The 22,911-nt window shown below is 40.2% G+C and carries 17 protein-coding genes; 9 read left to right on the top strand and 8 right to left on the bottom strand.

Annotation, left to right across the window (positions count from 1 at the left end):
- The first annotated feature begins 74 nt into the window (after positions 1-74).
- The 3 genes from ABJK37_RS09290 (at position 75) to ABJK37_RS09300 (ending at position 6,025) form a co-directional block, all read left to right on the top strand.
- Positions 75-2,402, top strand: a complete 2,328-nt coding sequence (locus ABJK37_RS09290) for a glycoside hydrolase family 3 C-terminal domain-containing protein (protein ID WP_348352358.1) — start codon at positions 75-77, stop codon at positions 2,400-2,402.
- A 123-nt stretch (positions 2,403-2,525) separates the two neighbouring features.
- Positions 2,526-4,163: a carboxylesterase family protein gene (locus tag ABJK37_RS09295; RefSeq protein ID WP_348352360.1), complete on the top strand. Its 1,638-nt coding sequence runs from the start codon at positions 2,526-2,528 to the stop codon at positions 4,161-4,163.
- 383 nt (positions 4,164-4,546) lie between these two features.
- Positions 4,547-6,025, top strand: coding sequence for a carboxylesterase family protein (locus ABJK37_RS09300; RefSeq protein WP_348352362.1), 1,479 nt, complete (start codon positions 4,547-4,549; stop codon positions 6,023-6,025).
- A gap of 114 nt (positions 6,026-6,139) precedes the next feature.
- Here ABJK37_RS09300 and ABJK37_RS09305 read toward each other — a convergent pair whose 3' ends face one another.
- Together ABJK37_RS09305 and ABJK37_RS09310 are read right to left on the bottom strand one after the other, a co-directional pair.
- On the bottom strand, positions 6,140-7,342 hold the full coding sequence (locus ABJK37_RS09305) for an MFS transporter (RefSeq protein ID WP_348352364.1): 1,203 nt from the start codon (positions 7,340-7,342) through the stop codon (positions 6,140-6,142).
- 394 nt (positions 7,343-7,736) lie between these two features.
- Positions 7,737-8,795, bottom strand: a complete 1,059-nt coding sequence (locus ABJK37_RS09310; protein ID WP_348352366.1) for an aromatic ring-hydroxylating dioxygenase subunit alpha — start codon at positions 8,793-8,795, stop codon at positions 7,737-7,739.
- A 250-nt stretch (positions 8,796-9,045) separates the two neighbouring features.
- Here ABJK37_RS09310 and ABJK37_RS09315 point away from each other — a divergent pair, with 250 nt between their 5' ends.
- A complete protein-coding gene (locus ABJK37_RS09315) occupies positions 9,046-9,738 on the top strand; it encodes a GntR family transcriptional regulator (protein WP_348352368.1) in 693 nt (230 codons plus the stop codon).
- A 27-nt stretch (positions 9,739-9,765) separates the two neighbouring features.
- On the opposite strand, the gene pobA is transcribed toward ABJK37_RS09315, so the two are convergent.
- On the bottom strand, positions 9,766-10,980 hold the full coding sequence (pobA, locus tag ABJK37_RS09320; RefSeq protein ID WP_348352370.1) for a 4-hydroxybenzoate 3-monooxygenase: 1,215 nt from the start codon (positions 10,978-10,980) through the stop codon (positions 9,766-9,768).
- Positions 10,981-11,115: 135 nt separating this feature from the next.
- Here pobA and ABJK37_RS09325 point away from each other — a divergent pair, with 135 nt between their 5' ends.
- The 4 genes from ABJK37_RS09325 (at position 11,116) to ABJK37_RS09340 (ending at position 13,498) form a co-directional block, all read left to right on the top strand.
- A complete protein-coding gene (locus tag ABJK37_RS09325; protein WP_348352372.1) occupies positions 11,116-11,991 on the top strand; it encodes a helix-turn-helix domain-containing protein in 876 nt (291 codons plus the stop codon).
- A gap of 41 nt (positions 11,992-12,032) precedes the next feature.
- Positions 12,033-12,173, top strand: a complete 141-nt coding sequence (locus ABJK37_RS09330; protein ID WP_348352374.1) for a hypothetical protein — start codon at positions 12,033-12,035, stop codon at positions 12,171-12,173.
- Positions 12,170-12,298, top strand: a complete 129-nt coding sequence (locus ABJK37_RS09335) for a hypothetical protein (RefSeq protein WP_348352376.1) — start codon at positions 12,170-12,172, stop codon at positions 12,296-12,298. Before ABJK37_RS09330 ends, ABJK37_RS09335 begins: the two co-directional genes overlap by 4 nt.
- 219 nt (positions 12,299-12,517) lie before the next feature.
- Positions 12,518-13,498 (top strand): transposase, encoded by a 981-nt coding sequence (locus ABJK37_RS09340; protein ID WP_348352378.1) that lies wholly within the window; start codon positions 12,518-12,520, stop codon positions 13,496-13,498.
- Between the two features lie 463 nt (positions 13,499-13,961).
- On the opposite strand, the gene ABJK37_RS09345 is transcribed toward ABJK37_RS09340, so the two are convergent.
- The 5 genes from ABJK37_RS09345 to ABJK37_RS09365 all read right to left on the bottom strand — a co-directional run bounded on the left by ABJK37_RS09345 (position 13,962) and on the right by ABJK37_RS09365 (position 22,303).
- Positions 13,962-14,192, bottom strand: a complete 231-nt coding sequence (locus ABJK37_RS09345; RefSeq protein ID WP_348352380.1) for a hypothetical protein — start codon at positions 14,190-14,192, stop codon at positions 13,962-13,964.
- A gap of 264 nt (positions 14,193-14,456) precedes the next feature.
- Positions 14,457-17,606: a lantibiotic dehydratase gene (locus ABJK37_RS09350; protein ID WP_348352382.1), complete on the bottom strand. Its 3,150-nt coding sequence runs from the start codon at positions 17,604-17,606 to the stop codon at positions 14,457-14,459.
- A 22-nt stretch (positions 17,607-17,628) separates the two neighbouring features.
- Entirely contained in the window at positions 17,629-18,846 is a 1,218-nt protein-coding gene (locus ABJK37_RS09355) for a lanthionine synthetase C family protein (protein ID WP_348352384.1), read from the bottom strand.
- Between the two features lie 71 nt (positions 18,847-18,917).
- Complete coding sequence (locus tag ABJK37_RS09360) at positions 18,918-21,059, bottom strand: peptidase domain-containing ABC transporter (protein WP_348352386.1); 2,142 nt, start codon at positions 21,057-21,059, stop codon at positions 18,918-18,920.
- On the bottom strand, positions 21,059-22,303 hold the full coding sequence (locus ABJK37_RS09365) for an HlyD family efflux transporter periplasmic adaptor subunit (RefSeq protein WP_348352388.1): 1,245 nt from the start codon (positions 22,301-22,303) through the stop codon (positions 21,059-21,061). Before ABJK37_RS09365 ends, ABJK37_RS09360 begins: the two co-directional genes overlap by 1 nt.
- Before the next feature lie 334 nt (positions 22,304-22,637).
- On the opposite strand from ABJK37_RS09365, the gene ABJK37_RS09370 reads away from it, so the two are divergent.
- Positions 22,638-22,826: a hypothetical protein gene (locus ABJK37_RS09370; protein ID WP_348352390.1), complete on the top strand. Its 189-nt coding sequence runs from the start codon at positions 22,638-22,640 to the stop codon at positions 22,824-22,826.
- Positions 22,827-22,911 lie beyond the last annotated feature (85 nt).

Below are 22,911 nucleotides of genomic sequence, written 5' to 3' on the forward strand. Positions count from 1 at the left end.
TTTTTAAGGTCACCAAGATAATTGATTAACTTAATGAGTTATATGCAGAAATAAAACCTGCATGGATAAGTGAAATGATAAAAAATATGCGTTTAAATCTCTCTGAAATGACAGGGCTGCGCCCTGTTTTCTTTCCATTATTTGTTGCTACTTTCTTGACAATAATACCTGCTACGGCTGTGTCGGCAGTCACTCTTGGAGTTGACTCATTAGATGAGGTTATACAAGCTTTGAGTTTGCAGGAAAAAGTCAAACTGATCCGTGGTACTGGCATGGATTTGGGCGATGGTGGTCCAAATGTTGGTCAGACTAAAGATAAGGTGCCAGGAGCTGCAGGTACAACCTTTGCTATACCTCGCTTAGGCATTCCATCAATAGTCTTAGCTGACGGTCCGGCTGGACTAAGGATTGCGCCACATCGTGAAGGTGATAAGGATAAATCTTACTTCGCCACCGCTTTTCCCATAGCCAATTCACTCAGCTCGTCTTGGAACACAGAGCTGGTCAAGCAAATTGGCCAAGCCGTCGGCGATGAAGCAAAAGAGTACGGGGTGGATATACTGTTAGCACCAGCGCTGAACATTCATCGTTTCGCCTTGGGTGGCAGAAATTTTGAATATTACTCAGAAGACCCTTTACTGAGCGGCAAGATGGCGGCAGCCATGGTAAATGGCGTGCAATCCAAAGGTGTAGGCACGTCAATCAAACATTTTGTGGCGAATAATCACGAATGGAACCGTAATTCTATTAACGTAAAAGTGGATGAGCGTGCATTGCGAGAAATCTACTTACGGGGTTTTGAAATTGCCATCAAAGAAAGCCATCCTTGGACGGTGATGTCGTCGTACAACAAAATAAATGGGGAGTATACGTCTGAAAGTTCTCGCCTTTTAACTCAAGTATTGCGGAATCAATGGGGGTTTAACGGTGTAGTGATGACCGATTGGTTTGGCGGCAAAGATGCTACGTTACAAATGCAAGCGGGTAACGATTTGTTAATGCCGGGTATGGACCATCAAGAAGGCATGATCATTGGAGCCATTAAAAGCGGAGCCTTAGACGAAAAAATACTAGATCGTAATGTGAGAAATATACTTCAACTTGTATTGGCCAGTCCTACTTTTAGTCAGTATGAATATAGTAATGCTCCCAATTTGAACAAGCATGCTCAATTGGCTAAAACTGCCGCTGCAGAAGGTATGGTATTACTCAAAAATAAAGGTGAAGTACTACCGTTTAAAAGTAGCATGTCGTTGGCCTTGTATGGCAATCATTCTTTTGATGTGCTTATAGGTGGAACCGGCAGTGGTGACGTGAACGAAGCCTATGTCGTATCATTAGAAGAGGGACTGCAACACGCAGGAGTTAAATCTCAAACTGGCCTTGCAAGTGCCTATAAAGCTCATATCGAAAGAGAAAATGCCAAGCGACCTGTTTCAACCAACCCATTAGCGGCTTTTATGCCTAAGCCTGCATTAATCGAATTTAAGCTTGATCCTGAGCGCCTCAAAGCGTCTGCCAAACACTATAATGCTGCTGTCGTTACCTTAGGGCGCAGTTCAGGGGAGTTTATCGATCGCCCTGAAGCTGACTTCTATTTGACCGAGCAAGAAACCCAGATGTTAGGGTTAGTATCAGAGGCTTTTCACCAGCAAGGTAAACCTGTCATTGTTATTTTAAATGTTGGCGGTGTAATTGAAACTGCTAGTTGGCAAGATAAAGTCGACGCCATTTTACTTGCTCATCAACCCGGACAAGAAGCCGGCAATGCCATTGTGGATATTTTAATGGGTAAAACTAATCCATCGGGAAAATTGACCGATACTTGGCCCGTTGACTTAAAAGATTATCCCGCAGCCAAGGCATTTCCCGGCACCGTTCTTGACCCTAACATTAAGCCGTCGGGTTTTACCCAAACTGTTCCTGCAGAAGTGACTTACGATGATGGCATTTGGGTGGGATATCGGTATTTTAATACCCAAAACAAAGAGGTCGCGTTTTCTTTTGGTTTTGGACTGTCTTATAGCGACTTTGGTTATTCCGATATTACGCTGGATAACACTGTATTCACAGATAAGGTGATTGCCAAAGTTAGGGTAAAAAATACCGGTAAGTTAGCAGGCAAAGAAGTTGTACAACTCTATGTTTCAGCGCCGCAAAGTGAGTTAGTTAAGCCTGAGAGTGAATTGCGGGCTTTCGCTAAAACCCAATTACTGCAGCCTGGTGAATCTGAGCTTATACAATTTGAACTCAATGCTCGGGATCTAACATCCTTTTCGAAACAACAAGGTGTTTGGTTAGCTGAGGCTGGGGAATATGTTATCAGAATTGGCAAGTCGTCACGGGAGATCTTGCAAAATGCTCAATTTACCCTGAAAGAAACTATCAAGGTTAAGCCATAACTTGTTTAGAGAATAGGTAGATATTGCTATTCAATTAAAATGTAACAAATCGGGTGCAGCTAAGGTGATTTATGCTTTATCAGTACCTCTTTATCTATGGACAGTCTTGTTGGAGAACATAACATGTTGTATCAAAATGCAAAGCGCTTGGTTATTTCACTGTGTTTAATCTTTGGCTTATTAGCCTGTGACGCTAAGGAAACAGGTGTGGTTATAGCCGATCCACTGGTTGTACGGACCGAATCCGGTTTGATTAAAGGTAAATTAGTGGGTACTAAGGCACAGCCAATAACTGCGTTTTTAGGCATTCCTTATGCACAAGCACCTGTTGCAGAGTTACGTTGGCAACCGCCACAAGCAGTCAGTACTTGGCAGGATACTAGAGATGCCACACATTTTAGTAACGATTGTTTGCAAATCCCTTTTCCCGGTGACGCGGCACCACTAGGTGAGCCGGTAAATGAAGACTGTTTGTATTTAAATGTGTGGACCCCCAAAACACAGGGTGATACGAAACTCCCAGTTATGGTGTGGATCCATGGCGGTGGTTTTGTAAATGGTGGCGCGTCTCCCGCAGTTTATAACGGTCAAAAGTTTGCTGAATCGGGCGTTGTGTTTGTTAGTTTGAATTATCGACTAGGTCGCTTTGGCTTTTTTGCACATCCAGCACTAAGTGCAGAAAATCCTGATTCGCCATTAGGTAATTATGGTTTTATGGATCAAATTGCGGCCCTTAAGTGGGTAAAAAGTAATATTAAGCAATTTGGCGGGGATGAAAATAACGTAACCTTATTTGGCGAGTCTGCTGGTGGACGTTCGGTAAACGTAATGATGCTTTCGCCACAAGCAAAGGGACTGTTTCATAAAGCGATTATGCAATCTGGCGGTGGTCGAAGTAATTCCATTGGCTCAGTGGTTTATCTAGATAAGACGAATAAAGAGGGGAAACCTTCTGCTGAACAAGTTGGAGTAATTTTCGCTAAAAGTGTGGGGATCGAAAGCGAAGGGCAAAGTGCGCTTGCGGAGTTACGAGCGTTACCAGCCGAAAAAGTACTCAGTGATTTAAACATGGCTACTATGAATGCACCTACATACAGTGGACCCATTATCGATGGCAAGGTGGTAGTTGAAGATGACGAAACCGGCTTTAAGGCCGGCCATCAAGTGGCTATCCCAATTTTTATTGGTAGCAATGACTTCGAGTGGGGTTTTCTTAAGGATTTTAATGCCATTGGCGCCGCCATGATAGCGAAGAGGACCTTAGCGGAAGCGACAAACCAAGAAACATTTTTAGCGGCTTATCAACCTTTTGTGCCAATGAAAGATGAGCAGTTGGATAGGGCGTTTTTAGGCTCAATGATCTTTGGTGACCGAAGCTTTTTAGAGCCCGCTCGTTTTATCGCGCGGCAAACGAGTGCCAAAGGACAAGCAACCTGGTTTTATCGCTTTACTTATGTACCTACCAGTTTAGAAGGCAAAGTAGATGGTGCTTACCATGCTAGTGAAATCCCTTTTGTCTTTGGTACAGGAGAGGCACGTTACGCAGATGCTTTTAGCGAGGCAGACAAACAGCTATCCGAGGTGATGCATGAGGCTTGGGTGAATTTTGCCAAAGCGGGTAACCCATCGCTCGAGAAAACTCGTTTTCCGCAATTCAAACCCAATGATGAAAAGCTGATTGAGTTTAATGGCCAAGGAGTAGTGATAAAAAATGATCCATTGGCAGGGCGATTGGATCAAGTATCTAGGTTAGTGCAGTAGTTAACCGCCCGTCATCCTGACTGTTGCAATAACAGTTAGGATTTTTAAAAAACACCCGAAGTGGTTTAGTCATTTCAGACGTTATGTTGGTGGTAGTGTTGCCACCTTCGCACTGGAGTTCGATCCTAAGATAAAGATGTCTGTTTTGTCATAATTTTATCGGGACGTGAATTACATATTGCGACCAGTTTTTATTCAATCATTTACCGATCCGTAGTTCTAATTCAGGCATACTTTCAATATAGTTGTTCAGAACGTTCTAACCTACTTGTCAGCTGTTATATCCGCCAACAGTCCATGGAGCATCTATGAAACACATTTTTATTAAAAGTATATTTATCGTTCTCATTCTATTTTGTTCAAATACATTGGCAGGTTCGATTATGAAAGCTAACAATTCACTAATCGCAGAGACTAAACTAGGACAAATAAAGGGGAAGCTCGTTAACAAGGTGGGGATTTTCTATGGCGTGCCCTACGCTAAAAACCCTTTTACCAACAAGCGACGTTTTCAGGCGCCTATGGCAATAGAACCTTGGGAAGAAACCTTGGATGCGACTGACATTACACCTCCTGTCCCTCAGCCGGGGCGGGGTACAAAAGTGGAATTAGTCGGTCGTGCAGGGGATCTTACCGTTAATGTATGGGCGCCACTATCTGCGATGCAAGCAGACAATAAAGTGCCTGTTATGGTCTGGATACCTGGAGGGGCGTTTATTCGCGAAGATGCAGCTGAGCAAGTATACGATGGGCGTCGTTTTGCAGAGCAAGGCGTGGTGGTGGTAACAGTCAATTATCGGGTTGGGGTCGATGGGTTTATGCACCTCAAAGGTGCCCCCGATAATAGGGGGATTCTTGATCAAATACTCGCTTTGCGATGGGTGAGAGATAACATTCAAGATTTTGGAGGTGACCCTGGACAGGTAACCTTGTTTGGGCAATCAGCCGGAGCGGGTAGTGTAGCAATTTTGCTTGGTAGCCCCAAAGCCAGCGGCCTATATCATAAAGCCATTATGCAAAGCCCGCCAATGCAAGCGATGACCAGAACGCAAGCGACTCAAGTAACTACTGCGTTTGCGAAGCAACATCATGTAAAAGCCACAATGGCAGGTATTTCTAACATTCCCTTGTCACAACTTGTTGCTGGCGTAGTTGATATGGGCAATGCCATAACAGATCGCACGCAATGGGGGATGTTGTCATGGGGCGGTACGGCTTTTCTTCCGGTTATTGATGGTGATGTTATTCAAATATCGCCTATGGCTGATTTAGTGAGTAACGGCGATGCATCTATACCGGTTATCGTGGGAAGTACAGATCAAGAATCACGTTTATATTTGGTGCCAGGTGGCACAATTGATAGGATTACAGAAGATGAGTTATCTTTGTTTCTGAAAGATTTAAACCTTGGTAGCGCAGCGTCTGATGTTTACGGTAAAGCTGGCGATGTTTCGTTAGGTGATATCTATGCACAGGCACAGTCTGACTATACTTTCCGCATGCCAGCATTACATATTGCCGAGCGGTTAGCGCTTAAAGGTAATCCGGTGTGGAAATATAATTTTGCATGGAGGTCACCTGCTTACAATGGACGTTTGGGGGCGGCACATTTTGTTGATGTTCCGTTTACCTTTAACACCCTTGATAGTCAAGAAGCAAAAAATTTTGTAGGTACACAGCCGCCTGATTCTCTGACTCACTTCATGCAGACCCAATGGTTACATTTTGCGAAAACAGATAGCGCCGACTGGCCCTCATATAGTCAGCTCAATCGAGCGACAATGCAATTCAATATCAAGTCTAAGGTAATGAATGATCCTAACAAAGACGTAAGGCGCTTATGGCAGAACTATTCATTCTGATACCGTTAGTTGGACATCGTGTCAGGCAAATCCCCATTAACGGGGTGCACAGTCACTACATTAATTATGTCATCATGGATGTGTGCTATTTGCCTGTCGTCTTAAACTCTAGGGTTAGTGATTAACCAATCCTTTAGCACCTTTTATTTTAGTTAAAGCCATCACCACACCGATAATTGATAAACCTGCATAAAGTACTAACACGTTTTCGAGCCCGCCTACTTGGCTTTGCAAGGCGGTAGCTATGATAGGCGCGGTAAATTGCCCTAAGAAAAATGCGCCAGTCCAAAGGCCAGTTCCACGTCCTAAGACATTTCTGGGGAGTACGCTGAGTATCCAGTTCAGCATGGTAGGTAATAACATGCCAAAACCGAAGGACGCTATAAAGATGGCTATGCTGGTGAATATTAGCGCTGTCGAGAAAGCGGCACCGATATAACCAATGGCAGATAATGTTAAACCGATACTAATCAATCTAGGGCCAGAAGCTCCTTTAAATTTACCAAATGCCATTGAACCTAAAGCCATGCCAATGTTCGCTGCTGCCCCTATTCCACCAATTATTGCAGGTGATACTTCACTTGCTAACGCTAAAATTGCTCCTAGTTTAACCATAATAGTGTAGAAGATAACACCCACAAAAAGTGTAATAAACAGTAAGGGTAAAACACGCGCCCAAGGTACTTTTGGCGCATCTAAACTGACTTTCTCATGACTTTTTATTGGTTCATAAAGGATAAAAGCAGCACATAGTGCGATTGGAATGGCAACCAGATAAAGTAAGAACGGCCCCCGTGAGCCAAAAAACTCACCTAGCAGCCCACCTATAGCAATCAATACAATTGCGCTTAAACTCACACAAGCAATTTGGATAGATACCCAACGCTGCCGCTCTTTTCCTTTGAAATAGTCTGCAATCAGCGCGGTCGCTACCGTCATTATGGCTGCTTCCGCGATTCCCAATACAACTCTCGCAGCAATAATTTGAGTTAGGTTGGTTAAAAAATAAGGTACTAAACCAATAATCGCATAAATCAAAAGTGCTGATATCAATACTGGTTTTCTACCCATCTTATCTGAAATCCAGCCAGCTAGCGGCGAAAATAAGGCTACACACAGGGCTGGGACCGTCAGGGCAATTGGGACTAAAAATGCCGAACCTTGCACCTCAGAGAATTCTTTCATCAATAAGGGTAAAATAGGAATTAGAGTAATAATAGCCATGGGTGGCATGATTGCTGCCAGTATAAGAATAATGCCATGTTTAGCAGAAGCTTGTTTATTTGTAGGGTCTACATCAGCTAGATTAGTCGTCATATAAATTTATCCAGATATTTTTTGCTAAGCGTCAATATCCTTTATTACGCATTACACAATTTAAACGACTGGTTACAAAAGGTAATGTTGTAATTAGGTAGAAACACTTGAACAGTTATGGTTAATTATTGATGTTAATAGCATGTTATATCTTTGTGTGGATTGATAGTGGATTAATCTGATTTTAACTATCTTAAAATCTGATGGTAAGTTGTTGCTCAAGTATTTCGTGAACTGTTCCACTGTATTTGTATCATTAATTACCTCGATATATTGATGGAGCCTATATACATAGAATAAATGTGTTGTGGCTTTCGGCAGTTTACTACCGTTTGATGCTCTGGGGCTGAGATAGCCCGTATCCTTTTTTTTTAATTACCTAATACTTTTTGTATTAGGTAGTTTTAGCAGTCAGACTTTGTTCCTGTTTCATGGCCCGCTCAATTAGACGCCGCGCCTTTACGCCGCCTGCATCAATATCTAGCTTCAGCACTTTGCGATCAGGATAGAGCAGCAGATTTTGCTGCTGTTTTTCTAATACTTCTAAATCTTCAGAGAAAATCACCCCCTGACCTTCACGAATAGAATCCGTTAGGTTTTGATCGTGGGGCTTAAAGTTGCGCGCCATACCCCAGAAATACCAAATTGATGTGTCGCTTTCCGGAGTAATAAAATCGACTACTATACTGCTGGCTTTGACTGCTTGCGGGGCGTGATAACCGCCTAAACCTGCGTGGGCCACACCTACTTCAATCATAATATGGCTAGGTAAATCAAAACGGCAGATTTGCCAGCGGTCGACTTTTACGTCATCGGCCAAGTCATTAGCGCGTAGGGCGTTTTGCCAAAAAGGCGGTGCATACACGCCATCCATAAAGCGACTCGTCACCACTTGGTTGCCCTCCATTTTGGTGGAAACGGGCGCTTCGTCTATTTCTTTTTGGCCAATGCTTGAGGCATGTACATAGGTTTCGTGGGTGAGATCCATCAGATTATCCACCATCAAACGATAGTCACAATTAATATGAAACAACCCTCCACCATAGGCCCAATCTTTGTTGATTGCCCATTCTAGTTCGGGAATTAAACTGCTGTCTGCCAGTGTCTGGTCGCCCGGCCATATCCACACAAAACCATAGCGTTCAACTGCTGCGTAAGCTTTAATACAGGGAAAACCCTGGACTCGTTGGTTAGGCATTGACTCAACCTTTCCTTTATCGCCCATACGCAATCCATGATAGCCACAGACTAACTGACCGTTTTCAACCTTACCCAATGACAATGCTGCCCCTCTGTGGGGGCAAAAATCTTCAAGGGCTTTAATTTCGTTATCCTGATTACGAAATAAAACTAAGGGAATATTACAAATTTTACGAGCGAAAGGTTGATCTTGTACTTCGTCAGGTGTGCAGGCCACATACCAAGTATTTAGGGGGAAAATTTGTTGAGTCATAACTTTTACAATTGGTTAACTTTGGATCCAATAATAGTGTTTTTAGGTTGGATTTCAAGTCTATATTGCTATTATTGGATCCAATATGCTGAGGTGATAAATTAAATAACGGATTTTTAAGGTGTTTTTGCTCACTATTAACGGAAGATTCAACTTATTGGTTAATACTGTTTTTTTTAACTGGATCCAATACACTGATTCCTGCAGATTTTATTAGACTGCATTGCACTTAAAATAATGAGGCTAAAACATGGTTCGTGACGGGCAATCAGTCATTAAAATTTTGCGCGATATGATTATTTCAGGGGAATTTACAGCTGGCGAACGTTTGGCTGAAATTCCCACTGCGGAACGTTTAGGTATTTCGCGCACCCCAGTGCGCATAGCTTTTCGTGCACTGGCTCAAGAAGGTTTGCTTGAAAAGTTGCCTCGCCGCGGTTATCAGGTGAGGAACGTCACCCAGGCTCAAATAGTAGACTCGGTGGAAGTGCGAGGCGTACTTGAAGGTTTAGCGGCAAGACAAGCGGCAGAAGCAGGGCTGAGTGAAAGCACTAAAGAGGAAATACAGGCTTGTTTGCTGGCGGGTGACCAGTTATTTGAAAATGGTGTGTTAGCAGAACAAGATGTAGAAAAATATCATGAAATGAATATGCATTTTCATGCCTTAATTATTACTGCCAGTGGCAACAGTGCGATTAGTGCGGCCTTAGCGCTAAGCGAGCATTTGCCTTTTGCGTCTGTTAGCGCATTGGCCTTTAACCCCAAACAAATGCAGCAAGAATACCGACGTTTGTTTTATGCTCATACGCAGCATCATTCCGTATATCATGCTTTGATAAATGGTCAAGGTGCTCGTGCTGAAGCCCTGATGAAAGAGCACGCTCACGCTACCTTGGCCTACTCAGAGTTATTCGATAAAGAATCAGCTAGAACCGTCATGTAAAGTGATTAAATAACGGTGCTGCGTCATTTAAATTTGTGGATAAGGTAAGCCCACATATTGCATTGCAATGATTTTTTGACCTTCCTCATGGCTCAGGAAAAAGTCCAGTTCAGATTTCATAAAGCGTTCAAAGGTTTTTTGATCCATATTATTCGCTTCTCCTGTGTCATCTTTAAAGTCATGCAACATATTGCTCATCCACCAAGAAAAACGTTCAGCCTGCCAAACGCGGCTTAAAGCTAATTCAGAGTATCTTTGAGTCGCGTTGGGTTGGCTTTCTTTATATTCTTTGCATAACAAACGAAACAAAATAGCCACGTCAGAAGCGGCAAGGTTTAAACCTTTGGCACCCGTTGGAGGCACAATATGCGCGGCATCACCCACTAAAAACAATTTACCTAATTGCATTGGTTCACAGACAAAGCTACGCAGTGGTGCAATGCTTTTTTCAATACTAGGGCCGGTGACTAAAGTCTTAGCAGACTCTTGTGGCAAGCGATTTTTAAGCTCATCCCAAAACCGTTGGTCGCTCCAATCTTCAACCTTATCGGATAATGGCACTTGTAAATAATAACGAGATCGCGTTGACGAACGCATACTGGCTAGTGCAAAACCACGTTCAGTTTTGCAGTAAATCAATTCATCATCTACAGGTGGGGTGTCACTTAATATGCCCAGCCAACCAAAGGGATAAACCCGTTCAAACTCAGTACGTTTTTCTTCGGGAATACTCTTACGCGACACCCCATGAAAACCATCACAACCTGCAATATAATCACATTCAAGTTGGTATGTGACACCATCTTGTTCAAAGGTTACTGAGGGAGTGTCGCTTTCGATATCATTTAGCACCACATTGCTTGAACTGTAGTAAGTGTTCAACTTTTTCGCAGCACGCGCAGCCATTAAGTCGCGAGTCACCTCAGTTTGGCCGTAACACATCACCGTTTTACCCTCGGTGAGTTTATTTAAGTCGAGGCGGTAAGCTTTACCGTAAAAACTAATGGCAAATCCGTCATGTATATGACCTTCGGTGTCCATGCGTTTGCTCACATCGGCTTCACGCAACAAATCAACCAAACCTTGCTCTAATATGCCCGCTCGAATACGACCAAGCACATAGTCGGCCGATACACGTTCAATGATCACATTCTCAATGCCTTGTTTAGCCAGTAATTGACCCAGTAACAAACCCGATGGCCCGGCACCAATGATGGCGACTTTAGTTTTGATTGATTGCATCTTTAGTCCAACTCATTATCTGTTTTACTCATCATGGCTAATTAAACAGCAATTAGGAATTCACATACGCGCTAGGTTATTGTACTTTTGCGTCATATTGATAATTGCTGAAAATAATATTGCGATGAGTAACCTATGACAGATAACAGCATTCCCTTTTACGACCTTTATGGTGAAGCCTTTATTCGCCAAGAGCCAAATGTTGCACACGTGGAAGATATTGCTACTAGAAGCCGGGGACTTGGCTGGGAAATAGCTCCCCATAGGCACAGTAGGTTATCGCAAATCATTGCCGTATTTGACGGTCAATGGACGGTTGATTTAGACGATAAACATTATGAGTTGCAAGGAAATTGGTTGGTATTGATACCCGCAGGAGTAGTCCATGGTTTTCATTTTGCGTCAAACACCCAAGGTTTTGTTTTATCTCTAAATGATTCATTATTAGCTGGCCAGAGCGACACCAATACAAGTGAGTTATCCGCATTGGTGTGGAAACCCCAAGCGCTAGAATTTAAAAATCCTCAACAAATACAACGCTTTTGCAGCTACATTAAGCTACTTAAACATGAACTAACAGCCGATGAAGTAGCGCAGAATCTAGCGGTTAATCACCTAGTACAATTGATCTTAGTCACAGTATTACGGCAACAACGTTTGCAAGCCATGACACTGAGTAACGACAGTCGGGAATCAGACATATTGCTAAAATTTAGGGCGCTGATCGAACAACACTATCAACAACATTTAGCGGTTAAAGACTATGCTCAGCACCTGCATATCTCCATCTCCAAACTGAATCGCCTATGTCAAACCTTGTTAAACGACTCTCCCAAAGCCATTATCCATCAAAGATTGCTTATTGAAGCCAAACGTCGTTTGATTTACACCAAACAAAGCGTGGAAGAAATAGCGGAGGGGCTGGGCTTTAGCGATCCTGCTTATTTCAGTCGATTCTTTAAAAAAATGCAGGGCTTAACCGCAGGTGCATTTCGCAAACAGAGAATCTAAGCGAAGGATTGTCTGAAGAAGAACTCGCCGTTGATGACTGAATGTATCAAACTGCGCCATTATCTGAAAAAGAATGTCATCGCGTTAAAAAAATAGCCAAAGAGTTGACTGAAAAAATGCAGGATATTCTGGTTACAGATTGGTCTAAGAAGCAACGTTCGAAAGCCAAGGCTAAAATATGATTGAGGAAGTCTTAGATAACTTAGCTGAATCAAATGATGATTATGGCCAAAAACGTGTAGCGATGTTTTTATGCATATTTTTGAGAAATATCCTAGGCAGGGGCAGAGTGTTGATAGCCAAATAGTCACAAGTCCAATCCAAAATCCAACAGAGCCCACTCTGAGTGCTCCATAGCTGCGCTCTCCGTCAAAAGTCGGCAAAAAGTCTGCCAAAGTTTTAGTGGCCGAGTACGTCGGAGATGGGCAGAAATCATAATCACGCAGCAGCTGGCTGGGTGAAAAATTGACTAAAAATGAAGACAAGCTAGGCTTTTGATTAGCAAATCAATCAAAGGAATGATGTCATGCCTCAGCCTCGTAAGTCTCAAATCAGTTTATCGGATACCCCTTACTATCATTGTGTTTCACGCTGTGTACGGCGCTCATTTTTGTGTGGTGTTGATAGTTATTCAGGTCAAAGTTATGAGCATCGTCGGGCTTGGGTGCAAGAGCGTTTGTTGTTTTTGGGTTCGGTGTTTGCTATCGACATTTGTGCCTATGCAGTGATGAGTAATCATGTGCATGTGGTGTTACATGTGGATATGAAACAAGCGCAGGCTTGGAGTGACAGTGAAGTAATAGAGCGCTGGCATCGTCTACACAAAGGGACCTTACTCACTCAGATGTTTGTAAAGGGAGATACTTTAAGCCAGGGGCAGTTAATAACTTTAGATGACACCATTGCTGAATATCGACAACGCTTATACGACATCAGCTGGCTCATGCGTAATTTGAATGAATACATTGCCAGAGAAGCCAATAAAGAAGATGACTGCACAGGCAGATTTTGGGAAGGAAGGTTTAAATCTCAAGCTCTATTAGACGAAGCAGCTTTACTCGCCTGCATGGCTTACGTGGATTTAAACCCTATTCGCGCCAAGCTAGCCACGACTCCCGACACATCAACCCATACTAGTATTCAGCAACGCATTACATCGATAAAACAAAACACAGCTACAGCCACACTGATGCCCTTTGTGGGCAATGCCAGACAAGACATGCCTAAAGGCATCGCTTATTCACTCAAAGGTTACTGCGAATTAGTCGACACCACAGGCCGCATAATAAGAGACGACAAAGCTGGTCACATTGACCATCACACCCAGCCTATACTGCAACGCTTAGGACTATCAGATGAACAATGGCTCACCCTCGCCACTGAGTTTGAAAAACACTTCTGCTACGCCGCAGGAACAGAAATCATGATGAACCACTTCAAACGCCATACTGGTCATCAACGTATACGAGGCATGGGGAAAGCTAAAACTTTGTTACGCTGCGCGTAAACTAAAGAAACCTACACAGAATACGGGATAGTTGTGTCTGAAAAACGCCAAAACAGTCTAATACACTTTTGACAGCCATCACATTGCTCACTAGCCAAAACCAAACGAGGTAATTCACCAATACTGCATCAAAAACCGCGGCTCCTACTGGCATTTATTTAACATGGGTGGCTTGGTATTTAACATGGGTGGCTTGGTAAATATTTAACATGGGTGGCTTGGTAAATGTCATGGTAAATGTCAGCTTGGTAAATGTAAACATGGGTGGCTTGGTAAATGGCTTTGCTTGGTAAATGGCTTGGTAAATGTAATTAGTACGATGATGGTTTAACCCCAAACGAGCAGGAAAATAGACACTGGCTTTACAATAAAACTGTGGCCAATAAGACTTGACCACTACATACTGAAAAAATTGGACTTTGAGATCGTAAACTTGAATGACCTCTATGAATTAGATATAAGTCTAGCAGGGCGTCGTAGGAATGCAGGTTGCACCAGAATTGCAATTAGCACAACTAACATCTGTGGCACCAGGATCTGGCGCACAATCCCAAGACTCGCACAGGCGAGTATCAAAACATTTCGTTTGAGCTGTTGCCCATCCACCGCCAACTTGCGGCGTCATATCTGACGGTAATACGCTGGCGTCTTTTGATAAATTTTTAATTTTTTTCTTATTTAATGTCAATTTCATTCTATTCATCCTTAATTATTTAATTGGTTCGGTGTTTCTTCTTGATGAAGAAACGTGATTACACTACATACAAGCTGGTTAAAAGTAAATAAAACACAAAGTTTTTTTGTCGAAAATTCGAGCAGGTTATGTTTTTGCAAAAACAGTTTTTAATAAATAACTTATCCTTTTCTGTAACACTCAAAACTATTCTATTTTCAGTTCACAATTCTCTAACTTTGGTTTGTTACTGCCTTGGCCATACTAAGAGTGATTAAAAAATCATTAATTAATGATTTTACCTTTTGAAAAATACACTCTTCTTAAAAAATCATGCATTACTAATTCCTGTTCTCTGCCATATGCCTTGAACATGCGATTATTATGCATATGTAATAAAGACCCTAGCAAAGAATCCCGTGAGCAATTAAGTCCAATGTCACCCAGATACATTTTATGTATTGCTTGCGCATATGTTCTAGCTTCCTCTTGCCATTTTTTAATCAATGAAAATATGGCTTGCTGACTTTCAGAGATTTCATTTTCAGTCGTTGAATCTATTTTATTAAAATCATCTTTGATTATACTTTCAACATTTCTATAGCGAATACCGAGTTGTTTTCTTAACGTGCCGCTTTCATTAAATTCGATGCCAAAATCTGCCCTTAGTTGAGAAATTAACTCCAATTTTTCTGCAGCAGTATATTCAAACAAATCTAATAACTTATCAGTGACTAGCAAAGTGATTCGCCAGCGAATATCTTCACCATATTCCTGTATTAACTGAGACGTCCTAGCTACAAGCTGGCTATCAGCCATAAATAATGATTCTACCAGGTCGATTGAAGCTGCCCCTCCATAACGCTCAATTTCTCGCTCATAGGTAAATATATCAATTTTATGAATTTCGCCATTTTCTAACATTGGGTCAAACAGTTGACTTAGTTTTGGTAATAAACTTCCATATAACTGACTAAATTCACCATTAAAACGTAGCCTTAAATGCCAGTCTGGATCACCATAACGAATGAAAAACCATTTATTAAAGTAAGCTATTGATGATTCAATTAGCGGGAAAATTTTTTCGGCTAAAGCAGTTTCAACCGAACCATTTCCTGAATAGATTTTTAAGCTTAACCATTCTGATCCAGGAGAAAATCGACGTTTTATCTGGATCGCTTCAATATCTCTTTGAGGGTTATCTTTAAAAGTTTGGTGCGATTTAGCGTCAGTGTTAAAGAAAGGAATTATTAGCTCATTGGTGTACCACTCGTCTTTAAGTGATTTAACAGGTGTTTGGTATTGCGCTACTAGTACCTCTTTTAATTCAACCAGACGTTGCCCTTTAGTTTCAGATAATAAAATATCTAACATCTGAGGGTTTCGAAGATTGAGCTGCAATACGTTATCATTAGCGGCAAGTGAAACTATATTGTCTAACTCATACTTTTCTTGCAATACTCTTAATTTGACATAGTCAATTTCAGATTGTTTGATTAGTTCTTCAAGTTCTTCACGAGGTATACGCCACATTTTTTCTGAGAGAATTAAATTATCTAACATTATGCGAGGAATAAAGCTTGTTAGTGCTTGACTTGCAGGTAAAGAAAACTCAGGAGGCGTTCCAGATTGCCTTTGAAGCATACTTAAAAATTTATACACGCTAAGGCTACGTGATGTGTAGTTATGTGCTGATGATAATCTAGGTACAATTTGCTTTTGCAATCGCTTTGACCAAAGTTTTATCTGCTGTTGCTCAATCCAAACATATAAGTCACTTATCGGGATCTGGTACTCATGGTTAAGGTCTGAATCTGCCATAAAAATAATTTCATATTTTCTCAGATAAGGTCTAGCAATCACATTGCCTGGTCGACCTTCGGGTATATGAACAATTTCAGCAAATATAACATCTGGTGAATGCTGCTCTTCTTTAAGCAAATGTTCTTTTATATTGTCCTCCAACTCACTATGTAAGTGACAAAATCGGCCTAACAGATTAGCTACAGAAGGGCCATAACAACCATTAAACTTAATGATACGGTTTTGATTTTTATCCTGATAGAGGGAGATTATTGAAGCAAAAGATGCTGGTAGATCGACATCCAATGATCGAGCACCTAAATGCTTATTAAGTTCCTTGCTAGTTAAGTGAATAATTTGTTTATTTCTGTTTTCTGGTGCTGTTATGGCCTGCGTAACTATAGTATCTAGCATTGATACTCTCGGCGTATTATTCCTCTGGATACGTTGTCTTGTTAAATTCAGACCCGCTAACAGAGGCGCTTCATATCCGGTCTCATGAGAAAAGCTGATCCCCGTCTCATCATCAAGCAACTTATTTAAAGGAACAAATTGTCCTTCAAAACGGACATTAAACTTACTCATAAAATCACTGAAAGGTTCAAAATCCTGGTGACTAAGCCCTTTCAGCAAAAGTAATTGTTTTAATAACTTAGACACTTCTACCTGATGCAGCTCACAATGCTCAAAACTTCGGTAAATATCGGCTTGAAACAATTTGCTTTCTTCGGCTTGTATTGGCAACTTATTCAGATGTTCAAAAACATATTTGTAGTCTTTCACTTCAGCAGATTTTCGCTGATCCATCTTATTTAAATGATCGAGCACTGTGTTTAAATGGTTAGCCGTCGATACTTCACCAATGCGATTTAAAGACGTTAAAAAAGTGCTATCAGGCGATTTACCTGTAACTGATAACGGAATGTCGGCTATTAATACAGACTCTTCGATAAATTGTTGTATATAGGTTTCTACTTCTTCTTGTATTGCGTCTTTATAGTGATTCAAAAAATTATCAAGCAGTGTATTAAAGGTTAAACCATTTTTCGTATTGTCAAGCAAAAAAGAAAAATATTCATCCACCTCAATCGCACTTAATCTATACTGAAGGGTTTTATTTGACTGGTAGGCCTCAATATATCGGTACTGTCTGGCAACATAATAATGGGAAGGGTTAGGGTAGTATTTTAAGTTGCTATTACGAATATCAGTCCTCAATAAATGCTCCTTAATTGCGAAGAGGTAGAACATGTCTAAACGCGTTTTACGGCTATCTTTATCGAGATAGTGGATTTCTAAGTTAGTTTGTGACGTTATTTTCCCACAGTGAATACCAGAAAATAAGCCGAAAGGTGTTGAACGAGATCCCATTCTAATCATATATTTTAATAGTGTTTGTTCAAATTTTCTTCCTTCTTTGGAATCTGGTTTTTTTTGCCAATAATGTATACGCTCAAGCAATGAAGGCGTTGCTAAATATAAAGCTTCTATAACCTCCGGCAGCTCAACCCATTGGCTTATCAACTGTCTAGTTTTCTCTTTGTTGCTGTCTAACGATAGTAAGTTATTCACTGGCATTCGTGGCGTTCGAATAACAAAAAAGTCTTCGTTTTTTATTCTTGTTTTTAACATGTTCTTCCTTAAACTTTGAATGTTACGACAACATCAAGCAATCAGTCCAATCCGCTTCACCATCAAGAGTAGCTAACAAGCAAAGGCCAATACCTGCATAACCTTCTAAAAAATCTGTACTTTCGCTATAGCTTTTATCATAACCTGACATTTTATAGAGTCCTGGCAAGCCTTTTTTATCAAAAAGATCCAAAGTGTAATCCAGCCACTTAACAGTAGCTTGTTGGAATTCTTTTAAACCAGTTTCCTGGTATAAAAGCTTAAAAATAAGCATCAAACCGGCACTTCCGTGGCATAAGCCAGCATCATTAACTAGAGCCTGTATTTCATCTCTGCAAGATGCGTGTAAACTAATTTTAATGCCTATTTCCATATATGTTGGTAGATTTAATGCTTTACCAACTCGATACAATGTTAGGGCAATAGTCAAATCACCATAACACCATGCCAAGCGGGTAGAATGTGTGCTATTACTAGATGAAGAAAAATAACTTCGCTTATCTACTTTGTTTAACTGTTGTTGAAGCAACCAATCACAACTTTGTATTAGCATTTTTTTCGTTTGAGAATATAAAGATGGTATTTTTAAGGCGGGTACTATGGCGGCAATAATCCCAGGAACACCATGAGCTAATCCAAAATTATATTCGGGCTTTTCAATATGTTCCTTATCTAAACGATATATTGAGTAAGATGGTTGCAGCCAAGTAATTGTATTTTCGCTTACTTGAGTTGCCATGTTTTCAAAATGATTAATCAGTTTTTCGTAAAAAACTGTTAGGTCGCTTTTTAAATGCCGTCGCGCGCCATAAACGGACATCCCCGCCAAACCCATAACCATTTCTATTTCCCCCCCCCAAGATTCTATGGACATTGCTTTTAATAACATAGCGTCAATATCCTCACATAACTCAGGGTCATAATCTTCCGTTTGAGCTTGATTTATATATTCAAGAAACCAACCTAAACCAATTAATCCAAAACTTAAGTTAATGTTTGATGTAGCGAGAGATAAGTTGTTTTGTAGAAATTGAAATTTTTCAATAATTATATTTTCATCAACATAATTATTATCGTGCTGACTAATCTTCCATAAAAACAACAACTCTCCAGTAAGTCCGGTAAGTAGGCCTAGATTTTTGACATCATTTGAAGAGCTTTGGACAGTTAAAGACAAAATTTTCAACAGCTTTTCTATCTTAATTTTTTTTGAATTTGACAATTCTGATTGACTTGACATTTTTCCCCTTCCCGGGTCATTTTTATTGGTTTTTTAGTAAATATCATGATTACAAAAATAATTATACATTGCTATACATCGAATAATGATGATTTTGTTTCATGCCTTTCTGCAATTTTTAACCCTAATTTAATCTCTCTGTTCGCTGATGCAATGGTTTCCTTTCGATGAGCAATAATAACGCGAGTGATATCTAATCGTTGAATTGCTTCATTTATATCGAATTCAAGTACGGTATCCAAATGACTGGTAGCTTCGTCCATAAATAAAATTTTCGGACTTTTATACAACGCTCTAGCGAGAAGAACTCGTTGTTTTTGTCCACCAGACAAACTAGAACCCATATCACCTATTAAACTGTCATACCCCATCGGCATAGTAATGATATCTCTATGTATGGCTGCCAAATCGGCACATTTGATGACTTTATCCATATCTATATAGGTATCAAAAAATGCGATATTATCAGTAACCGACCCTGATAATAATTCATCGTTTTGCATAACTGCGGCTATTTTCTGCCGATATTGATTATTTCCTAATTGATTTAGAGGAATACCATCAATTAATATTTCACCCTGTTGAGGCGAATTTAGCCCTAACATTAATTTCAGCAACGTTGATTTACCACAACCTGAGGGGCCGGTAATAGCAACTGACTCTCCCGCCTTAATGTGTAAGTTCAAATCAGTAATGACGTTAGGGGCTGCGTCGCTATAGGAAAAAGAAACATTCTTTAGTGTTATTGAACCGTTAATGTCATGTCTTTTAAAGTTATCAGGCTGGAGCTGCTCTTTAACGGTTAGGGCAATATCCGCCAAACGTTCAAAATGTAAACCTAACATTTTGAATTCAATCAGTTTATCAATTAAGCGTGCCATTTTTTCCATAAACTGCTGCTTATAAGCCATAAAAGCGAACAGCATACCTGTACTAAAGCCGCCACTAATAACCAAGTTTGCCGCTAGGTATATAACGATAATATTTTCTAAACCAAATAGTAAGCGATTTACCGCTGCAAAACTCAATTGGTAATTACCCAAGCGTATACTTTGATTAATAGCTTTGGCGTATCGGTTTTGCCATTGTCCTTCTCTTTTGGATTCTGAGCTAAATAACTTGATAGCTTGGATACTTCGTACAGTTTCCATAAAATTACTATTTTCTTCAGCTCGGGCACTTAATTCTTGTTCACTGATGTTGCGAAAAGGGTGATACATAAAAAATCGAACCATGGCATAAAGGCAAACAGCAATCAAAACCACCATAGACAACTTAGCACTATATAAAAATATCATCGCCAGAGTGACAATTGCCATAATACCATCAATAATCGTTTCTATTATGCCCGTCGTTAACAGTTGTCTGATGGGTTGCAGTGAACCAAATCGAGAAACTATGTCACCCATATGGCGCTTCTCAAAATATGACATCGGTAAGCGGATTAGATGATGAAACAGGTTAGCTCCCAATTGTATATTCATCAAATTACCAAAATGCAGTAAGGTTAACCCTCTTAACGCGTTAGTTGCTATTTCAAATAAAAGAACCAAAAAGAATCCCATCGCTAGCACCGTAAGTAAGGAGGTATCTCCCGTTAAGATGACATCGTCTATCACTAACTGCATATAATAAGGGCTGGCTAGAACGAAAACCTGTAGAATAATTGACAACGTAAATACCAGCAACAATGATTTTTTTAGTCCTGTGATCTTACTCCAGAAGTCTGAAAACTTTAGACTAGGTTTTGCTTCTTTTTTTTCAAACTCATTTGTAGGTGTTAACTCCAATGCTATGCCAGTGAAAAAAGCTGAGACCTCTGACATCTTAAGGTGTTTTTCACCATATGCGGGATCGTGGATAACAACAGACTTGGCATTCGCTGATTTTAAAACGACAAAATGATTAAGATTCCAATGTAAAATACAAGGCGTTTGTAAATTTTCTAAATCATCAAGTTCAATACGCAAAGGTCTGGAGGTTAACTGAAGTGATTGAGAAAATTGCATTATATCATGTAAGGTTGCCCCCGCTAATGAAAGGTTGAACTTTTGGCGCATTGATACCAGATCTGTTTTGTAACCATGATAATCGGCAATCATGGCTAGACAAGCCAAACCACATTCAGCGCCTTCAGACTGGATAATGACAGAGAGCTTTTTTTTATGCCAAAATTGTAATTTATCAGCCATATTAGCTGCATTCGTTGTCATTATAACCGTCCTTCTATACTGAAGACTGGGTCAAATAGCCAATGTATTAAAGATCGCTCTTCAATAATTATATCAGCGTCAAGCCTCATTCCTGCTCTTAATGGGATTTCTTTTCCGTAAGCAATAATGCTGTCATTATCTAAATCAATAACAATCCGATAGGAAGGTTCTGAAATAATACCTGGTGTATCGGTTTCGTTGGGCAAGATGACATTAGCGCTGACTTCAGTAACTTTACCCTTATACATACCAAATTTTTCATAAGGAAAGGCGTGATAACGAATGCGGGTATTTTTCCCTATTTCTATAAAGCCAAATGCTTTTGTAGGCACATAGATAATCGCTTGCATAGAGCTACCTGCCGGTAAAATACTAGTTAAATTCTGATTACTCGTTACGCTTTTTCCTAGTTTAACAAGAAGTCCAGAAACGACACCTTCAACAGGGGCTCTTAACTCCCCCAATCGTTGTTGTTTAATTGTACCAAGTTGGACTTTGATACTTTTAATTTGAGCTTCTAACTGAGCAGTGATTTCTTGCTGCTCTATGGGAAGTTGTACCAGTTGATTATTAATTTGTTCTATTTGAAGATGTAAGGCTAATTTAGTTGACTGAATTGATGAAGACTGTTGCTTTAAGGATAAAGATACATCTTTTTGTCTTTTTAATTCAAGCTCAGAAATGTACCCAGTGTCTGCCAAAGTTGTTATCTGATCAACAATTTGATTATTAATTTCAATTCGCTCTGCAAAAATATCACTTTGAACTCCCAATTGAATTAACCTTCTCTCAATATTAATACGATTATGTTTTAGAACTTCAACCTGCAATTTGTTCTGTATATGATGTTGAGAAAGTTGCTGTTTCAAACTATTTAATTGAAACTTAAATTGATTAATGAGGGACTGATTGAGTTCAAATCCTTCGACACCATATTTTTCTGAAATTATTCTTAAAATAGGTTGGTTTTGCTTAACTAATTGCCCTTCTTGCACCATTAATTCAGCAATGATACCTGATTGAGGAGCAGATAATTTAATAAGTCCTGTATTCGGTTGCAATACACCGTTTACTTTTTCCTTTCGTGTATATGAACCTAATGAGAGAAAAACTAAACTCATAATAACTACCAAGAAAAGAAGGAGGGTTAAGGTTTTGAAAACAGGTGGCTGTACTAAACTAATAGTTCCTTCTAGCTGGTGTTTTTTTTTATCGATGACTTCTTGTCGAAACAATTTTTCCATAATAGTTATAATTCTAATTAATTCTAATTAATCCTAACATGAGACTAGAGTTAGGGTTAAGTAATTAACTTGAAATAGATATACCAGCTTATAATCTCTGTTGTTTGAAGTGACACTGTGAATTTAGTTAACTTTTGAGAGATGTCATTAAAGCTTACTGCCATTATCAAATATTACGGAAGAGCCTATGGCTAATAATGTGAGAAAGATATTATTAGATTCAGGCTCTCGCCATGGCGTTGGTATGACTCCCCACGTCAAGTAAAACGTAACAACCTTGCCTGATCTTGTAAGCCTATTTAGTTGTCTCAAATAAATTGAGTTAACGCATCGAGTGAAGCAAGTAAATTCGTCGGTTGTCTTGCTGATATCCGTGGATTATTCACCTTTCGGTGAACAGCGCCTACCTTACTTATTCCGTCCCGCGTCAGTCACCGATGACACCTGTCTTCAGTCTAGGTTCGTGGATAAACACTATTGCCATCCTAACGCCCTCGGTGATTGTGCCACAGCCGATGCTTGACCCAATGCATTAACTCAAACTCTTCTCTCATGCAGGCACCCTTGATAAACGTAGTTTTGGGTTGACCTGCGGCAATACGATTTCT

The organism is Paraglaciecola sp. (assembly GCF_039964565.1).
GTDB lineage: Bacteria > Pseudomonadota > Gammaproteobacteria > Enterobacterales > Alteromonadaceae > Paraglaciecola.